The sequence below is a fragment of the Pimelobacter sp. 30-1 genome, assembly GCF_018831735.1.
Lineage (GTDB): Bacteria > Actinomycetota > Actinomycetes > Propionibacteriales > Nocardioidaceae > Nocardioides.
In genome coordinates this window covers 270,167-284,286 of the sequence record NZ_NHTS01000010.1, presented here as the reverse complement: position 1 = coordinate 284,286, position 14,120 = coordinate 270,167, and the positions used below count along the sequence as shown (strand labels likewise).

Annotated in this window: 16 protein-coding genes; 5 read left to right on the top strand and 11 right to left on the bottom strand. The window is 72.7% G+C overall.

Annotation, left to right across the window (positions count from 1 at the left end):
* Positions 1 to 8: 8 nt before the first annotated feature.
* Positions 9 to 521 carry a hypothetical protein gene (locus CCO04_RS23085; RefSeq protein ID WP_215816504.1) on the top strand — a complete coding sequence of 171 codons (513 nt, stop codon included), beginning with the start codon at positions 9 to 11 and terminating at the stop codon, positions 519 to 521.
* Between the two features lie 12 nt (positions 522 to 533).
* Here CCO04_RS23085 and CCO04_RS23080 read toward each other — a convergent pair whose 3' ends face one another.
* From CCO04_RS23080 to CCO04_RS23055, 6 genes are read right to left on the bottom strand one after another with little or no spacing between them, the layout of a single operon-like run.
* Positions 534 to 1,994 (bottom strand): MFS transporter, encoded by a 1,461-nt coding sequence (locus tag CCO04_RS23080; RefSeq protein ID WP_215816503.1) that lies wholly within the window; start codon positions 1,992 to 1,994, stop codon positions 534 to 536.
* Between the two features lie 19 nt (positions 1,995 to 2,013).
* Positions 2,014 to 3,177, bottom strand: a complete 1,164-nt coding sequence (locus CCO04_RS23075; RefSeq protein ID WP_215816502.1) for an acyl-CoA dehydrogenase family protein — start codon at positions 3,175 to 3,177, stop codon at positions 2,014 to 2,016.
* Complete coding sequence (locus CCO04_RS23070; protein WP_215816501.1) at positions 3,168 to 4,028, bottom strand: alpha/beta fold hydrolase; 861 nt, start codon at positions 4,026 to 4,028, stop codon at positions 3,168 to 3,170. The genes CCO04_RS23075 and CCO04_RS23070 overlap by 10 nt, the downstream gene beginning before the upstream one ends.
* On the bottom strand, positions 4,025 to 4,846 hold the full coding sequence (locus CCO04_RS23065) for an alpha/beta fold hydrolase (protein WP_215816500.1): 822 nt from the start codon (positions 4,844 to 4,846) through the stop codon (positions 4,025 to 4,027). Before CCO04_RS23065 ends, CCO04_RS23070 begins: the two co-directional genes overlap by 4 nt.
* Complete coding sequence (locus tag CCO04_RS29975; protein WP_215816499.1) at positions 4,843 to 6,057, bottom strand: acyl-CoA dehydrogenase family protein; 1,215 nt, start codon at positions 6,055 to 6,057, stop codon at positions 4,843 to 4,845. Before CCO04_RS29975 ends, CCO04_RS23065 begins: the two co-directional genes overlap by 4 nt.
* Positions 6,054 to 6,935 carry a VOC family protein gene (locus CCO04_RS23055; RefSeq protein WP_215816498.1) on the bottom strand — a complete coding sequence of 294 codons (882 nt, stop codon included), beginning with the start codon at positions 6,933 to 6,935 and terminating at the stop codon, positions 6,054 to 6,056. Before CCO04_RS23055 ends, CCO04_RS29975 begins: the two co-directional genes overlap by 4 nt.
* A 3-nt stretch (positions 6,936 to 6,938) precedes the next feature.
* On the opposite strand from CCO04_RS23055, the gene CCO04_RS23050 reads away from it, so the two are divergent.
* Together CCO04_RS23050 and CCO04_RS23045 are read left to right on the top strand one after the other, a co-directional pair.
* The gene (locus CCO04_RS23050) at positions 6,939 to 7,664 is read left to right on the top strand and encodes a flavin reductase family protein (protein ID WP_308281470.1); all 726 of its coding nucleotides are present in this window, start codon (positions 6,939 to 6,941) and stop codon (positions 7,662 to 7,664) included.
* Between the two features lie 71 nt (positions 7,665 to 7,735).
* Positions 7,736 to 8,539, top strand: a complete 804-nt coding sequence (locus tag CCO04_RS23045) for a FadR/GntR family transcriptional regulator (protein WP_215816496.1) — start codon at positions 7,736 to 7,738, stop codon at positions 8,537 to 8,539.
* Here CCO04_RS23045 and CCO04_RS23040 read toward each other — a convergent pair.
* Genes CCO04_RS23040 through CCO04_RS23030 form a run of 3 tightly spaced genes read right to left on the bottom strand, consistent with a single transcriptional unit; the run spans position 8,536 to position 9,927 of the window.
* A complete protein-coding gene (locus tag CCO04_RS23040; protein ID WP_215816495.1) occupies positions 8,536 to 9,270 on the bottom strand; it encodes a hypothetical protein in 735 nt (244 codons plus the stop codon). The genes CCO04_RS23045 and CCO04_RS23040 overlap by 4 nt on opposite strands.
* Positions 9,271 to 9,307: 37 nt before the next feature.
* A complete protein-coding gene (locus CCO04_RS23035) occupies positions 9,308 to 9,697 on the bottom strand; it encodes a type II toxin-antitoxin system VapC family toxin (protein WP_308281468.1) in 390 nt (129 codons plus the stop codon).
* Positions 9,694 to 9,927 carry a type II toxin-antitoxin system Phd/YefM family antitoxin gene (locus tag CCO04_RS23030; RefSeq protein WP_215816493.1) on the bottom strand — a complete coding sequence of 78 codons (234 nt, stop codon included), beginning with the start codon at positions 9,925 to 9,927 and terminating at the stop codon, positions 9,694 to 9,696. The genes CCO04_RS23035 and CCO04_RS23030 overlap by 4 nt, the downstream gene beginning before the upstream one ends.
* A 68-nt stretch (positions 9,928 to 9,995) precedes the next feature.
* On the opposite strand from CCO04_RS23030, the gene rlmC reads away from it, so the two are divergent.
* The gene (gene rlmC, locus CCO04_RS23025) at positions 9,996 to 11,174 is read left to right on the top strand and encodes a 23S rRNA (uracil(747)-C(5))-methyltransferase RlmC (protein WP_215816492.1); all 1,179 of its coding nucleotides are present in this window, start codon (positions 9,996 to 9,998) and stop codon (positions 11,172 to 11,174) included.
* Here rlmC and CCO04_RS23020 read toward each other — a convergent pair.
* Positions 11,159 to 11,899 carry a hemolysin III family protein gene (locus tag CCO04_RS23020; RefSeq protein WP_215816491.1) on the bottom strand — a complete coding sequence of 247 codons (741 nt, stop codon included), beginning with the start codon at positions 11,897 to 11,899 and terminating at the stop codon, positions 11,159 to 11,161. The two genes, rlmC and CCO04_RS23020, sit on opposite strands and share 16 nt — an antisense overlap.
* Before the next feature lie 82 nt (positions 11,900 to 11,981).
* On the bottom strand, positions 11,982 to 13,190 hold the full coding sequence (locus tag CCO04_RS28860; RefSeq protein WP_252373721.1) for an AIM24 family protein: 1,209 nt from the start codon (positions 13,188 to 13,190) through the stop codon (positions 11,982 to 11,984).
* A gap of 126 nt (positions 13,191 to 13,316) precedes the next feature.
* Between CCO04_RS28860 and CCO04_RS23005 the strand changes: the two genes are divergently transcribed.
* Entirely contained in the window at positions 13,317 to 14,090 is a 774-nt protein-coding gene (locus CCO04_RS23005; protein ID WP_215816490.1) for an isoprenyl transferase, read from the top strand.
* Positions 14,091 to 14,120 lie beyond the last annotated feature (30 nt).

The following is a 14,120-nucleotide window of genomic DNA, read 5'->3' as shown; positions in this document are numbered from 1 at the left end:
AGGTTCCCGTGCTCCGCCGCTTCGCGACTCTCGCCGTCACCCTGACCGCCGCCGGTCTCGCTCTCGCCCCGTCGGGGGCGCCGATCCCCACCGCCGGCGCCGCGCCGGCTCCCCTGGGAGAGCGCGTCGCCGCCAGCGGCAACACGACCGTCGGCACCACGACGTTGTACAAGACCGTGCGCGGGGTGCGCGTCGCGGCGTGCCGCTACCGCCACGACGGGAACGGCTTCAAGACCGTCCGGTTCGACCTCGACCTGAGCCGCGCCGACCGGCTCCTCAGCCAGGCGCGGTTCCAGGTCAACGTGAAGACCGCGCGCAGCTATCGCAACCCGTGGAGCCCCTGGATGGCCAACGGACCGACGTACTACTACTACAACGGGCAGGGCCGCGGGTCCGCGTGGAGCGCCTACGTCCCCCTCGAGAACGCGATGTCGGTGCAGGCCCGCACGGACACCCGCTACGGCACCAGCCAGTGGGGCAAGCTCGTCCGCTGGACCGACCTCGCCTGGTGCCGCGGCTGACGGTCGCCGTCCTCACGTCCGCTGCCGCCCGAGCCCGCGCGGCAGGAACAGTGCGGCAGCACCGCCGGCCACGGCGCAGCCGGCGATCATGCCGAGCGCTCCGACGAAGCCGTGCCCGCTGTAGACCGGCGCACCGCCGACCAGTGCGAGGACGTTGGCATTGAGGATGACGAAGCCGAACGTCGTGCCTACCGCGCCCATCAGCGTGCGGCTCACCTCGGCGAGGCTCGAGCTGACGACCTGGCGCTCCGGCGGCACCGCGGCGATGACGAGATTCGGGATCGCCGCGCCGGACAGGCCGATCGCCAGGTGCACGGCTGCCGAGCCGACCAGGACCAGTGGCTCCTCGGCGCGTCCGAGCGCCATGAGGAGCGCGCCTGCGGCGATGAGGACGGCGGCCGCGAGCATGTGCACCTTCGCCCCCGTACGACGGGCGGTCGCCCCCACCACGAGCCCGCCGACAACGATCGCGATGCCGTTGACGACGCCGAAGATCGCGAACTCGCTGGCGGTCATGCCGAAGCCGTAGTCCTGGCCGAGCGCGCGGGGCGTCATCGCCAGGATCGCGAGGAACGAGCTCGTCGTCGCGCCGACGCCGTAGACCAGGCCGGAGGAGACGACGCTGAGCAGGAGCGCCGGACGGCGCAGCTCCTTCAGGTCGATCAGCGGCTGGTCGGCCCGGCCGGCCTGGAGGATCCAGCCGGCGAACAGCACGACGCCGAGTGCCAGGAGGCCGAGCGTCGCGGTGTCGGTCCAGCCCCACTGCGGGCCCATGCTGACCCCGACGAGGACCGCGGCGACCGAGCCGCCGAGCAGGAAGGCGCCGGGCAGGTCGAGGCGCGAGTCGGACGACCGCACCGGCGACTCCGGCACGACGACCAGGGTGGCCAGGGTCAGCACGAGCGTGAGCACGGTGAGGAACCAGTACACGCCCGGTACGCCGTGGTGGTCGATCAGCCAGCCCGCCAGGAACGGCTGCAGCACCACCACGAGGCCGGTGCCGGTCATCGTCACGCTCACCGCGAACGGCACGATCCGGGCCGGGAAGACGTCGCGCACCAGTGAGTAGGCGAGGAACGCGACCGAGAAGATCGCGCCCTGGAGCGCCCGGCCGACGAGGAAGAGCGCGAAGCTCGTCGCGACGGCCGACAGCACCGAGCCGACGAGGCTGAGGGCCAGCACGCCCAGCAGGACGCGCTTCTTGCCGTACATGTCGGCGAGCTTGCCGACCAGCGGCATCGCGACGGCGGCGGTGAGGAACGCGATGGTCATCGCCCAGCTCGCCTGCGTGGTGGCGAAGCGGGTCGAGATCGCGGGCAGCGCCGTGCCGGAGAGCACGGCGGAGACCGGGATGATCTCGGAGGCGAGGACCAGCACGGTGAGGACGGCGGCGAGGCGCGGCGTCCAGAGGCGGCCCGAGCCACCCGTCGGTTCGATCGGGGCGGTGGCGCCCGGCTCGTGGATCGTTGTCATCGGGTGGGTCCCTTCAGGGTCAGAAGATGGTTCCTGGTGCTCCGGTCAGCAGGTACTGGCCGTACTCGTGGTTCGCCAGGTCAGGCACGTTCACGGCGTGGTGCTGACCGGCGTGGATGTCGCGCCAGACCGCCTGCAGCGGGCTGGACGACGCGATGGAGCGCGGACCGCCGATCTGGTACGCCTGGTCGGCCGCGGTGACCGCGAGCCCGACGGCGGCGACGTGGTCGCGGCGGGTGCGCTGCCGGGTGCCCATCGCGACCGGCTCTCCGGCCTCCACCGCGGCGAAGGCCTCGGCGGCGTTGGCCTGGAGGATCCGGTACGCGGTGTGCACTGCGCCGTCGGCCTGCGCGAGCAGGGCGAGGGACGCGGGATGGGGCAGCTTGGTGGGATCGGCGGCGAGCCGGCCCCGGTGGATCTCCAGCGCCTCGTCGTGCACCCGCCGGGCCATGCCGACCAGCGGCATCACGACGGCGTTGACGAACAGCGTGTACCAGGGGATCCGGAACAGGGGAGCGGTGTTGACCTCGTTGCCGGGGTAGCGCTCGCGGTACAGGTCGGCGACGTCGTGGGTGCGGTGGGCCGGCACGAAGGCGCCGTCGACGACGATGTCGTTGCTCCCGGTGCCGGCGAGTCCGGACGTGAACCACACGTCATCGATGACGTAGTCGTCGCGGGGGAGCAGCAGGTGCAGCACCTGCCCGGTGCGGGTGCCGGTGTCGTCGACGACCATCGCCCCGACGAACACCCAGGCGCAGTGGTCGCTGCCGGACGAGAAGCCCCATCGTCCGGTGAGCTCGTAGCCGCCGGGGACCTGCCGTGCCGTCCCCGCCGGGCTGTACGACGAGCTGACCCACGTGTCCGGGTCCTCGCCCCACACCTCGCGCTGGGCCCGGTCGGGGAACAGCCCGAGGTGCCAGGAGTGGACGCCGACCACACCGGTGACCCAGCCGGCCGAGCTCGACTGGCGGGCGACCTCGTGCATCGCGGCGTTGAACACGGTCGGGGCGGCCTCGTGGCCGCCGTACCGCTTCGGCTGGAGGAGTCGCATGACGCCGGACTCGCGCAGGATCCTCACGGACTCGTCGCTGAGCCGGCGCTGCGCGACGCAGTCGGCCTCGGCGGCGCGGAGCCGGTCGGCGTCGGCCTCGATCGTGGCGAGGACGGGATGGCTCAGCTGCACGGGGGCTCCTCACGGGTCAGGAAGTCGAGGACGAGGGACTCGAAGTCGTGCTTGCGCTCGACCTGCGCCCAGTGACCGCAGGCGCCGAGGACGTGGAGGTCCGCGTTCGGCATCCGGCGCAGCGCGAACAGCGCGCCGTCGGGCGGCAGCATCCGGTCGTCGCGGCCCCACGTGACGAGCGTCGGGTGGGGGATCTCGTCGGTGCGCGCCCACAGCGGCGCCCTGCCGGGCAGCGCCAGGGACGCCATCACCGCGCGCATCCGCTCGATCGCGCCGGGCGCGGTGGCATTGGCCCAGCGCTCGTCGAGCAGGGCGGGCGTGATCGTCGCGGGGTCGGCGACCATCGTGCGCACCCAGGCCTCCAGGGCGGCGCGGGTCGGCTCGGCGAGGAACTCCCCGAGCCGGAGCGCGCCCTCGCTGACCATCGGTCCGTGCAGTGGCGCGTAGAGCCCGCCCGGGCCCATCAGCACCAGTCGGTCGATCCGATCGGGTGCGCTCGCCGCCGCCTCCAGCGCGACCCAACCGCCCATCGAATTGCCCAGCAGGTGGGCCTTCTCGATGCCCAGGTCGTCGAGCAGCCGGACGACGGCCGCCGCGGCGACCTCGGGATAGGGCCGGTCGTAGGCGAGGTCCGGGCTCGCGCCGAAGCCCGGCAGGTCGACGACGATCGTGCGGAAGCGCTGCGCGAGCACCGGCAGGTTGGCCGCGAAGTTCGACCAGCCCGAGACGCCCGGCCCGGAGCCGTGGAGCAGCACCAGCGGCACGCCGTCGGCGGGGCCGGCCTCGTGGCGGTGCAGACCGTCCGAGGCGGACCGCTCGCGCGTCGTCCCGGCGTAGGTGAGGGCGTTCACGCGGGCACTCCGGCGGCGTCGGTGTCGAGGAGGAAGCCGGTGACGACCCGCTCCAGCTCGCGGGCCCGCTCGACCTGCGCCCAGTGGCCGCAGCGCGACATCAGGTGCAGGCGGACGTTGGGCATCCGGGCGACCGCGAGGAGCGCGCCGTCGTACGGGTTGACGGCGTCCTCGCGGCCCCACAGGACCAGGGACTCGTGCTCGATCCGGTCGGCGTGGCGCCACAGCTCGACCCGCTCGGCGTTGGCGGGATCGGTGAAGCTCGCCCGGAACCGGGCGAACGACTCGGCGACGCCCGGCCGCTGCGACTGCTCGAACCGCTCGTCGATCATCGCGTCGGTGACCAGGGACGGGTCGTGCACCATGCCGCGCATGAACTCCGCGAGCCGCTCCCGCGTGGGGTCGGCGAAGAACGCGTAGAGCCGCAGGTGGCCGACGGTCGGCTCGGGGATCACCAGCCGGCTGGTCAGCCCGCCCGGGCCCATCAGCGCCAGGCGGTCCACCCGGCCGGGGTGGTCGAGCGCCATGCGCGCCGCCGTACCGCCGCCGAGGGAGTTGCCCAGCAGGTGCGCACGCTCGATGCCGAGGTGGTCGAGCAGGGCGACGACCTCGTCGGCGGCGTGGGTGAAGTAGTCGCCGGCGAAGTCGACGCCCGGACTGGCGCCGAAGCCCGGCTGGTCCACGACGATGGTGCGGAAGTGCGCCGCGAGCGCGGGCACGTTGCCCCCGAAGTTGGACCAGCCGGAGACGCCGGGACCGGCGCCGTGCAGCAGGACGAGGGCGGGCCCGTGGCCGGCCTCGTCGAAGTGCAGCGTCACAGCACCGCTCCCTCGGGGTCGAGGCCCATCTGGGTCAGCGCGGCCGCCTGGTAGGCACCGCCGGGGATGTTGACCGCGTGGTTCAGCCCGGCGTGGGCGTCGCGCCAGAGGCGCTGGAGCACCTGGTCGGAGCGGATCGAGTTGCCGCCGGCGCGGGCGAACAGCTGGTCGACCGCCGCGACCGCGCGCCACGAGGCGCGGACCTGGTCGCGCCGCGCCTCGGCGCGCATCGCGATCGTGGGGACCTCGCCCCGCTCGAGCACCTCGTGGACCCGGCGCACGTTGTCGATCACCTGGAGCCGGCTGGCTCGGATGTCCGAGGCGGCCTCGCCGATGCTGGGCAGCGTGAAGCTGTCCTGGCTCTGGCGGGTGCCGAACACGTTGGACCGCTCCCGCTGGTAGGCGAGGGTGGCGTCGAGCGCTGCCTCGCAGATACCGACCACGGCGGCCGAGATCGCGTTCCCGAACAGCACGAACCACGGCATCTTGTAGAGCGCGCTGTCCTGCTGGCCGACCGCCGCCGCGGCCGTCCCGTCGACGACGGTGGCGTACTCGAGCACGCGGTGGGTCGGCACGAACCGCTCGTCGACGACGACATCGTTGGAGCCGCTGCCGCGCAGCCCGATCGTGTCCCACGAGCCGGGCACGATCTCGAAGTCGCCCTTGGGGACGAGGAAGTGGTGGTCGCTGCCGGGGATCGGCTCGCCGTCGTCGTCGACGACGAGGCCGCCCAGGTGGGCCCAGTCGGCGTGGTCGCTGCCGGAGGAGAAGTACCAGTGGCCGGTGAGGACGAAGCCGCCGTCGACGCGGCGGGCGCGGCCCAGGGCGACGTACGGGGAGGCGATCCAGGTGTCCTGGTCCGCGCCCCACACCTCCTCCTGGGCCTGGGGGGACATGACGCCGAGCTCCCAGGGGTGCAGGCCGACGACGCCGCCGACCCAGGCCGCGGCGCCGCAGCCGCTGCGCGCGGCGGCGAGGGTGGCCTCGATGTAGTCGACCGGGTGCGCCTCGGCGCCGCCCCAGGCCTTCGGCTGCAGCATCCGCATCAGCCCGGTCCGCCGCAGGATCGCGGCGGACTCGTCGGGGAGCCGGCCGAGCCGCTCGGCCTCGGGGGCGAGCGCGGCGAGTCGTGGGGCGGCCTCGTCGATGGCGGCGAGCACCGCGGCCGTGGCCATGGGGGAGGAGGTCGGGGTGGTGAGCGCGGTGCTCACTGCTCGGCCCCCAGGATCTTGTGGCCCCACTCGTCGGGCGCGGGCAGGTTCACCGCCGTCCAGCCCTCGGGGTCGATGTCGATCGCGCCGGCGCCGACCTCGATCGGGAAGCCGGCGGGGGAGTTCACGTAGAACGACGTCATCCGGTCGTTGGCGTGCTCGCCGATGGTCTCGAAGAAGCTGCAGCCGGCCGCCTCGGCGCGACCGAGCGCGCGGCCGACGTCGGTGAGCGTGTTGAGCTGGACCATGAGGTGGATCAGCCCGCCGCGGACGAACCACGCGTCCTTGGGCGCGCCGATCAGGGCGAGGCTGTGGTGGCGCTGGTTGGTGTGCAGGAAGTGCGCGCGGACGCCGTCCATGACGGCGAAGTCGGTGAGCCCGAACTCCAGCGTGCGCCGGTAGAACGCGTCGGACTCCTCGAACGGCGCCGAGGCGAGGACGACGTGGCCCAGGCCGCTGCGGCCGGTGACGAAGCCGCTCACGCCGGCCGGCGAGGCGAACCCCGACGGGTCGACCTGCATGCCCCAGAAGAACTCCAGGACGTAGCCCGCCGGATCGGTGACCCGGACCAGGTCCTCGACCCCGCGGCGCGCGGCGAGACCGTCGGGTCGCTCCCACGCGATGCCCTGCTCGTCGAAGGTGGCGAGCAGGCCCTCGAGGTCGAGGTCGTTGCACAGCTCCCAGCCGATGGCGTGGACCTCGTCGACGTCGGCGGCCTCGACCACGACCCGTTGGCAGCGCTCGTCGGTGCGCAGCCAGAGCTCGCGCTCGTCGTCCTGGCGGCCCGGCATCAGGCCGAGGACGTCGGTGCCGAAGGTGCGCCAGGCGGCGACGTCGGTCGAGCTGACGACCAGGTAGCCGAGTGAGTGGACTCGCATGGGATGGATCTCCTCGTGTCTCGATCGGGGCCCTCGACGAGGGCCTCGCCCAGATCGGGCGGGCCACATGCTTGCGTGGCGTACGTCACGTCGTCAAGAATCGTCTTAACAATTTCTCCGTCGATCGCGGGGCGTCTCGAAGAGGCGTCCGGTGGCGCTGCCGCCTGCCTCGAGGGAGCTGCGGACGATGAAGGAGAAGTCATGACGACCCTTGCTCACGATCCGGTCACCCCCACCTCGATGAGGCAGGCGATGAGCGCTTTCGCCAGCGGAATCACGGTCATCACGAGCCTGGATGACGACGGTCCGACCGGATTCACGTGCCAATCGTTCGCGTCGGTCTCGCTCGAGCCGCCCCTGGTGCTGTTCTGCGTGCAGGCGCACAGCGAGAGCGGCGCCCGGGTACGCCGCTCGGGTCGGTTCACTGCGCACGTGCTCGGCCATCGACAGGAGGAAATGTGTAGACGATTCGCGGCTCGCACCCAGCACCGCTTCGAGGGCTCCGGCTGGCGACCCTCGGTGATCGGCACCCCGGCGCTGCCCGGCGTCCTGGCCCGGGTGCACGCCGAGGTCGAGCGCGAGGTCGACGCCGGCGACCACACCGTCGTCCTCGGCCGGGTGGTGGCGCTCGACGGTCCCCAGGGCGGCCGGCCGCTGCTGTTCTACCGCGGCGGCTTCGGGCTCAGCGGTGCCGTCGACCCGGTCGACCTGCGCTGCGGGTGGGAGTGACGCCGATGCCGGCCGGGCCGGGGCGGCAACTAGGATCCACCGCGGGGATCGAACCGAGGTGGAGGACGTTGATGGGCCAGGCGAAGACGCCGCCGAACAGCTTCTCGCGCCTCGCGGTGCAGGTGGCGGACGATCTCCGGATGCGGATCCTGGTCGGCGACCTCGACGACGGCGAGGAGCTGCCCGCCGAGGAGGAGCTGCGCGAGCGCTACCCGGTCAGCCGGCCCACCCTGCGCGAGGCGATGCGGGTGCTCGAGGCCGAGGGCCTGCTCTCCGTACGCCGCGGCGCCCTCGGTGGCGCGGTCGTGCACAAGCCCACCACCGAGCTCGTCACCTACTCGCTCGGCTTGGTGCTCGCCTCCCGCCGCGAGCAGACCGGCGACCTGTGGGCCGCGGTCGCCGAGCTGGAGTCGGCGTGCGCGGCAGGCTGCGCCCGTCGTACGGACCGGGGGACGACGATCGTGCCCACCTTGACCTACCTCCTCGAGCGGGCCGAGGCGGTGATCCACGACGTCAACGAGCTCGCCTCGCTCGCCGCGATGCTGCACAACGCGGTGATCGACCTGTGCGACAACGCCTCGCTGACGATCACCACGACCGCGCTCAAGACCCTGTTCACGTCGCACGGCAGCCGCTGGCGCCCCGACGGGTCGCCCATAGGCGTGATCGAGATGGCTGGACGCCGTCGCGTGCTCGACCACCACCGCCAGCTGCTCGACGACATCACGGCCGGGGACGCCGAGGCCGCGCGCCGTACGTCGTTGGCGATGATGCACTTCCTGTGGGACTCCGGCGCCGCCGGCCCCAACGAGCAGGTGATCGAGGGCGAGACGGTGCGCGCCCAGTTCACCGAGGGCGTCACCAACCGGCGCTAGCCCTCCGGCGCCGCGGCCTCGCGCACGTGGTTGAGGACCGCGATCTTCTGCCAGATCTTGCGCTCCAGCGACACCGTCAGCGTCTCGACGGTGCTCACCGTGTCGAGCACCACCGGGTCGCGCGAGGCCTCCGCGCACAGCGCCGCGGCCTTGCCGATCAGGCTGAGCAGCTCTGAGCAGTAGTCGAGGTAGTTCTCCAGCTGGTCGGGCGCCAGGTCCACCGGCACGCTCGCCGGCGTCGGGCTGAACGACGAGCGCAGCCGCTCGGGGTCCTTGGTGAGCTGGTGCATGTCGACGATGTGGGCCAGCGAGCGCAGCCGGTGGAGCAGCTCGAGCAGTCCGGCACGCTGCAGCCGCTCGGGCACGGAGTACAGGAACCAGATCGCCAGCGCCGCGAACACCAGGTCGTTGACGGCGCTCTCGAGCAGCGGGATCCACTCCAGGCCGGTGTCGGGGGCGTCGATGGCCGCCGAGCGCACGGCGAGCACCATCACCGTTGTGGTCACCGCGATCACCGCGACGATCCCGAACCGCGACAGCGGCCGCAGCCACGACCGCCGGCCCCGGACCGACGCCGTCGAGGACGCCACCGTCTCGACCAGGGCGGCCAGCTCGCCCGCGACCCGGTGCAGCCCGCGACCGGGGAAGCGCGCCTCGACCCGCTCCTCCAGGCGCCGTACCGTCGCGAGGACGGGGGCGGCCTGCACCTTCTCGAACGAGGACGACGTCACGGGCACACCCTAGGGCTGATCGCGGCGCCCGGATCGGTCACCAGCGGAGCACGGTGAGGCCGGGCGCGGCGTCGAAGGCGGCGTCGGCCGTGACCAGGGTGAGTCCCTCGAGGATCGCCTGGGCGGCCAGGAGGCGATCGAAGGGATCCCGGTGCTCCCAGGCGAGCGACCCGGCGAGCAGGGCGTGGGAGGTCGACATCGGGAGCGCGATCGCCGGCAGCGTCGCGAGCGCCTCGGTCCACCGGTCGCGCAGGGCGGTGGCCGTGGGGAACTTGCCGAGGCGGACCTTGAGTGCGACCTCGTGGGCCGAGACGTCCGAGACGAACCGGCGCGGCGCCTCGTGGAGCGCTGTGCGCACGTGGTCCGGGAGGCGGCTCTCGCAGCGCACGGTCCAGTAAAAGGCGTGCGTGTCGAGCAGCAGCGTCACAGGCCCCACTCCGTGAGCTCGTCGTCGTCGAGGGGAGCGAAGAACTCGTCGGGGATCTCGGGGAGGTCGAGGAAGCCCACGGTGACCGCCGGTCGGGTGAACGGCTCGAGCCGGGCGACCGGCTTGCCGCCACGGGCGATCACGATCTCCTCGCCGGCCTCGACGCGGGCGAGGAGTCGGGAGAGGTTGGTCTTCGCCTCGTGCACGTTGACGACCACGGCAGCGCTCATGGACTAAGGCTATCAGCCTAAGTCCGGGAATGGCGCTCGTGGCGCTCTCGTCGCCCTACGATGGAGGCATGGGTCTCGCCGTGCTCGACTGCGCCCACTTCACGGCGGGGGAGTGCCGCTCCTGCACCTGGCTCGGCCGCCCGTACGACGACCAGCTGGCCGCCAAGGAGGCCACCACCCGCGCCCTCGTCGGCGCCCCCGGCGAGGTCTGGCTGCCGCCGGTGGTGAGCCCACCCTCGGGCTTCCGCAACAAGGCCAAGATGGTCGTCACCGGGACGGCGGCCGCGCCGACCCTCGGCATCCTCGACCCGGCCGATCCCAGCCGCGGCTTCGACCTGCGCGACTGCGCGCTCCACACGCCAGGGATCGTGGCGGCGCTGCCGGTGCTGGCCGAGCTCGTGAGCGCCACCGCCCTCACGCCGTACGACGTGGGGTCGGGGCGCCCGGTCGCCCAGCGCGGCGAGCTCAAGCACGTCCTGGTCACCGAGTCGCCCGACGGTGAGCTGATGGTGCGGCTGGTGCTGCGCTCCACGGCCGCCGAGGCCCGGGTCCGCAAGCACCTGCCCTGGCTGCGGGAGCGGCTGCCGCAGGTCCGGGTGCTCACGATCAACGTCCAGCCCGAGCACCGCGCGGTGCTGGAGGGGGAGCGCGAGATCGTGCTCACCGAGGACGACACGCTGCCCATGCGGATGGGGGCGGTGACGCTGCACCTGCGCCCGCGCAGCTTCTTCCAGACCAACACGACCGTGGCGGCGGCGCTCTACCGCGAGGCGGCCGCGTGGGTGCGCGACCTGGCTCCCGCGCGGGTGGTCGACCTCTACTGCGGGGTGGGCGGCTTCGCGCTCCACCTGGCCGCGCCGGGGCGCCGGGTCGACGGGATCGAGATCAGCGCCGACGCGATCGCCAGCGCCGAGCGCTCCCGGGACGAGGCCGGGCTGCCGGGCAGTCTCGCGTTCGCGGTGGGCGATGCGACCGCGCCCGAGCACGCCGCGCTGCTGGCCGGCGCCGACCTGGTGGTCGTCAACCCGCCCCGGCGCGGGCTCGGGCACGACCTGGCCCGCCGGCTGGAGGGCTCGGGGGCGCGGCACGTGCTCTACTCCAGCTGCAACCCCGAGACGCTGGCGCGCGACCTGGCCGACCTGGCGTCGTACCGGGTGGTGCGGGGGCGGCTGCTCGACATGTTCCCGCAGACCCCGCACGCGGAGGTGCTGGTGCTGCTGGAGCGGGTGGGTCAGCGCAGCGAGTAGGTCGCCAGCGAGACGCCGACGTAGTGCGCGGCGAACGCGGCGATGGTGAAGCCGTGGAAGATCTCGTGGAAGCCGAACACGCGCGGCGAGGGGTTCGGCCACTGGAAGCCGTAGACCAGACCGCCCATCGTGTAGAGCGCGCCGCCGACGATGATCAGCACGAAGATCGCGATCCCGATGCCGAGGCCGAGCGCCGTCGCGCCCTCGAAGAAGGCCGGGATGAAGAAGATCGCCGCCCAGCCGAGCGCGATGTAGATCGGCGCGGACAGCCAGCGCGGCGCGGTCGGCCAGAACAGCTTGAACGCGATGCCGAGCAGGGCGCCGGACCACACGACCGAGAGCATGACCACCCGCGCGGGGCCCTCGAGCAGGATCACCGCGAAGGGCGTGTAGGAGCCGGCGATGAACAAGAAGATGTTGGAGTGGTCGAACCGGTTGAGGATCTGCCAGACCTTGGGCGACCACGTACCGCGGTGGTAGAGCGCGGAGATGCCGAAGAGCAGCAGCGCGGACGTCGCGTAGAGCGCCGAGCCGACCTTGGTCGCCGCGGTGGGCGAGAGGGTGATCAGCACGATGCCGGCGGCGAGGACCAGCGGCGTCGAGGCCAGGTGGATCCAGCCCCGCAGCTTCGGCTTGATGTCCGCGACCTTCTCGCTGATCTGGTCACCGAGGGTGTCCAAGCGCGCGCGGACCTTCTCACCGGTGTGGGGGAGGGCCTGGTTCATGGGGAGAGAGTAGCCGCCGTACCCAGGGACGACGACGGCCGAGCGAGCGTGATCTCACGCTCACCCGGCCGTCGTCGACACCTCAGGCCGTGGTGACCGGCGGGCCCTCGGAGGGCTGCACGATGACGAAGCCCGGACCCTGGAACGAGACCTGGAAGGCCTCGCCCGAGCCGCGGCCGATCAGCGCGCCGGCCGAGACCGTGGAGCGCAGCGAGGTCTGGAGCTGGACCGACCAGGCGACGAGGGCCTGGGCGTCGGCGAAGGTCGGCGCCTCGGCGGCGTTGAGCACCACCGGCATGCCCTCGGTCGTGATCGCGACCCAGCCGGTGCCGCGCAGGGTCGTGTTGAACAGCCCGCCGGCGGCGATGCTGCCGCCCTTGACCCGCTCGACGTTCCAGTCGAGGGAGGCCGAGAAGGCGAGCACGTTGCGGCCGTTGACCGACAGCCCGCTGTTGTTGAGGTGCAGGATGTGGACGTCGTGCGCGAGGTCGGCGAGGAAGACGTCGCCCTGGCCCTCGACGCGCATGAGCGAGAGGCCCTCGCCGGTGAACGCCTTCTTGAGGAACTTGGCCGCGCCGCCGCCCTGGTAGGCGAAGTTGACGTTGCCCTGGTAGGCCACCATCGAGCCCTGCTTGGCCATGAACGGCTCGGTGATCCGCACCCGGAGCAGCTTCTTGTTCTGGAGCATCGCGCCGGCCCCGTCGACCTCGCTGAAGCGACCGTCGATGAGCTCGCCGCTGATCCCGGCGAAGGCGTCGCCCAGGGCACCCTGGGGCTGAGCGCCGCCCATCGGCTGCGGCTGGTACGACGGCACGGCCGGGGCGGCCTGGGCCTGGAAGGGCTGCGCCTCGGGCTGGGCCTGGTAGGGCTGGACCTGCTCCGCCTGCTGGGCCGGCTGCCACGCGGGCGGCTCGGACTGCGCGGGGGCCTCGGCCTGGGGCTCGGCGGCGGGCACCTCACCGGACTGGACGCCGAGCGGCGCGAACGCGGTGACCGCGTCGGGCGCGACCGACGGCGTACCGGTCGGGGCGTCGACCGCGGCCTCGGCCTGGGCGTCGACGACCGACGAGCCGACCCACGGGTCGGCGTCCGCGCCGCCCGTGCTGCTCGCGGCGGCCTGGTCGGCGCCACCGGTCTCGACGCTCTGCTGGGCGGCGGCCTCGGTGGGCGGGTAGAGCGGCGAGGTCGCCTGCACGCCCTGGTCGGACACGTGGTCGGTCCACTGGGCGCCGTCCCAGTAGCGGAGCTCGTGGCGGCCGGTGGGGTCCGGGTGCCAGGCGGCAGCGGTCATGGTCGTCGTACCTCTTTCGGAAAGGTGGTGCGGAGTGGTGCCCATCGTGTCAGCCACGTGGGCGCCCTGGAAGGTGCCCTGCCCGATCATCCGTGCCGCACGGCCGATGTGTCCTACGATCGACTCGTGGCGGATTGGAAGCGCGGTGTGCGCAAGGTGCTCTACCCCGCCTACGAGGCACGCATGCTTCGCAGGATGCCCGGGAACCTGCCCAAGCACATCGGCGTCATGCTCGACGGCAACCGACGCTGGGCCAAGGCGGTCGGGCGGGACACCGCGCACGGCCACCAGGCCGGCGCGGCCAACATCGAGCCGCTCCTGGGCTGGTGCGACGAGGTCGGCATCGAGGTGGTCACCCTGTGGCTGCTCTCCACCGACAACCTCAACCGCCCCGCCCGCGAGCTCGAGCCCCTGCTCGAGATCATCGCCGACGCCGTCGACTCCCTCGCCGACCAGCGTCGCTGGCGCCTGCACCCCGTCGGCGCCCTCGACCTGCTCCCCGACGAGACCGCCAAGCGCCTCAAGGCCGCCGCCGAGGCCACCGCCGACGTCGACGGCATGATCGTCAACGTCGCCGTCGCCTACGGCGGGCGCCGCGAGATCGCGGACGCCGTCCGCTCCCTGCTCACCGAGCACGCCGCCCTCGGCACCCCGCTCGAGATGCTCGCCCAGCAGATCGACATCGAGCACATCGAGGAGCACCTCTACACCAAGGGCCAGCCCGACCCCGACCTCGTCATCCGGACCTCGGGGGAGCAGCGGCTCGGTGGCTTCCTGCTGTGGCAGAGCGCCAAGTCGGAGTTCTACTTCTGCGAGGCCTACTGGCCCGACTTCCGCCGGGTCGACTTCCTGCGCGCGATCCGGGCGTACGCGCAGCGCGAGCGCCGCTTCGGGTCCTAGCGACCTGCGTCACACGGGTACGCTCGAGAA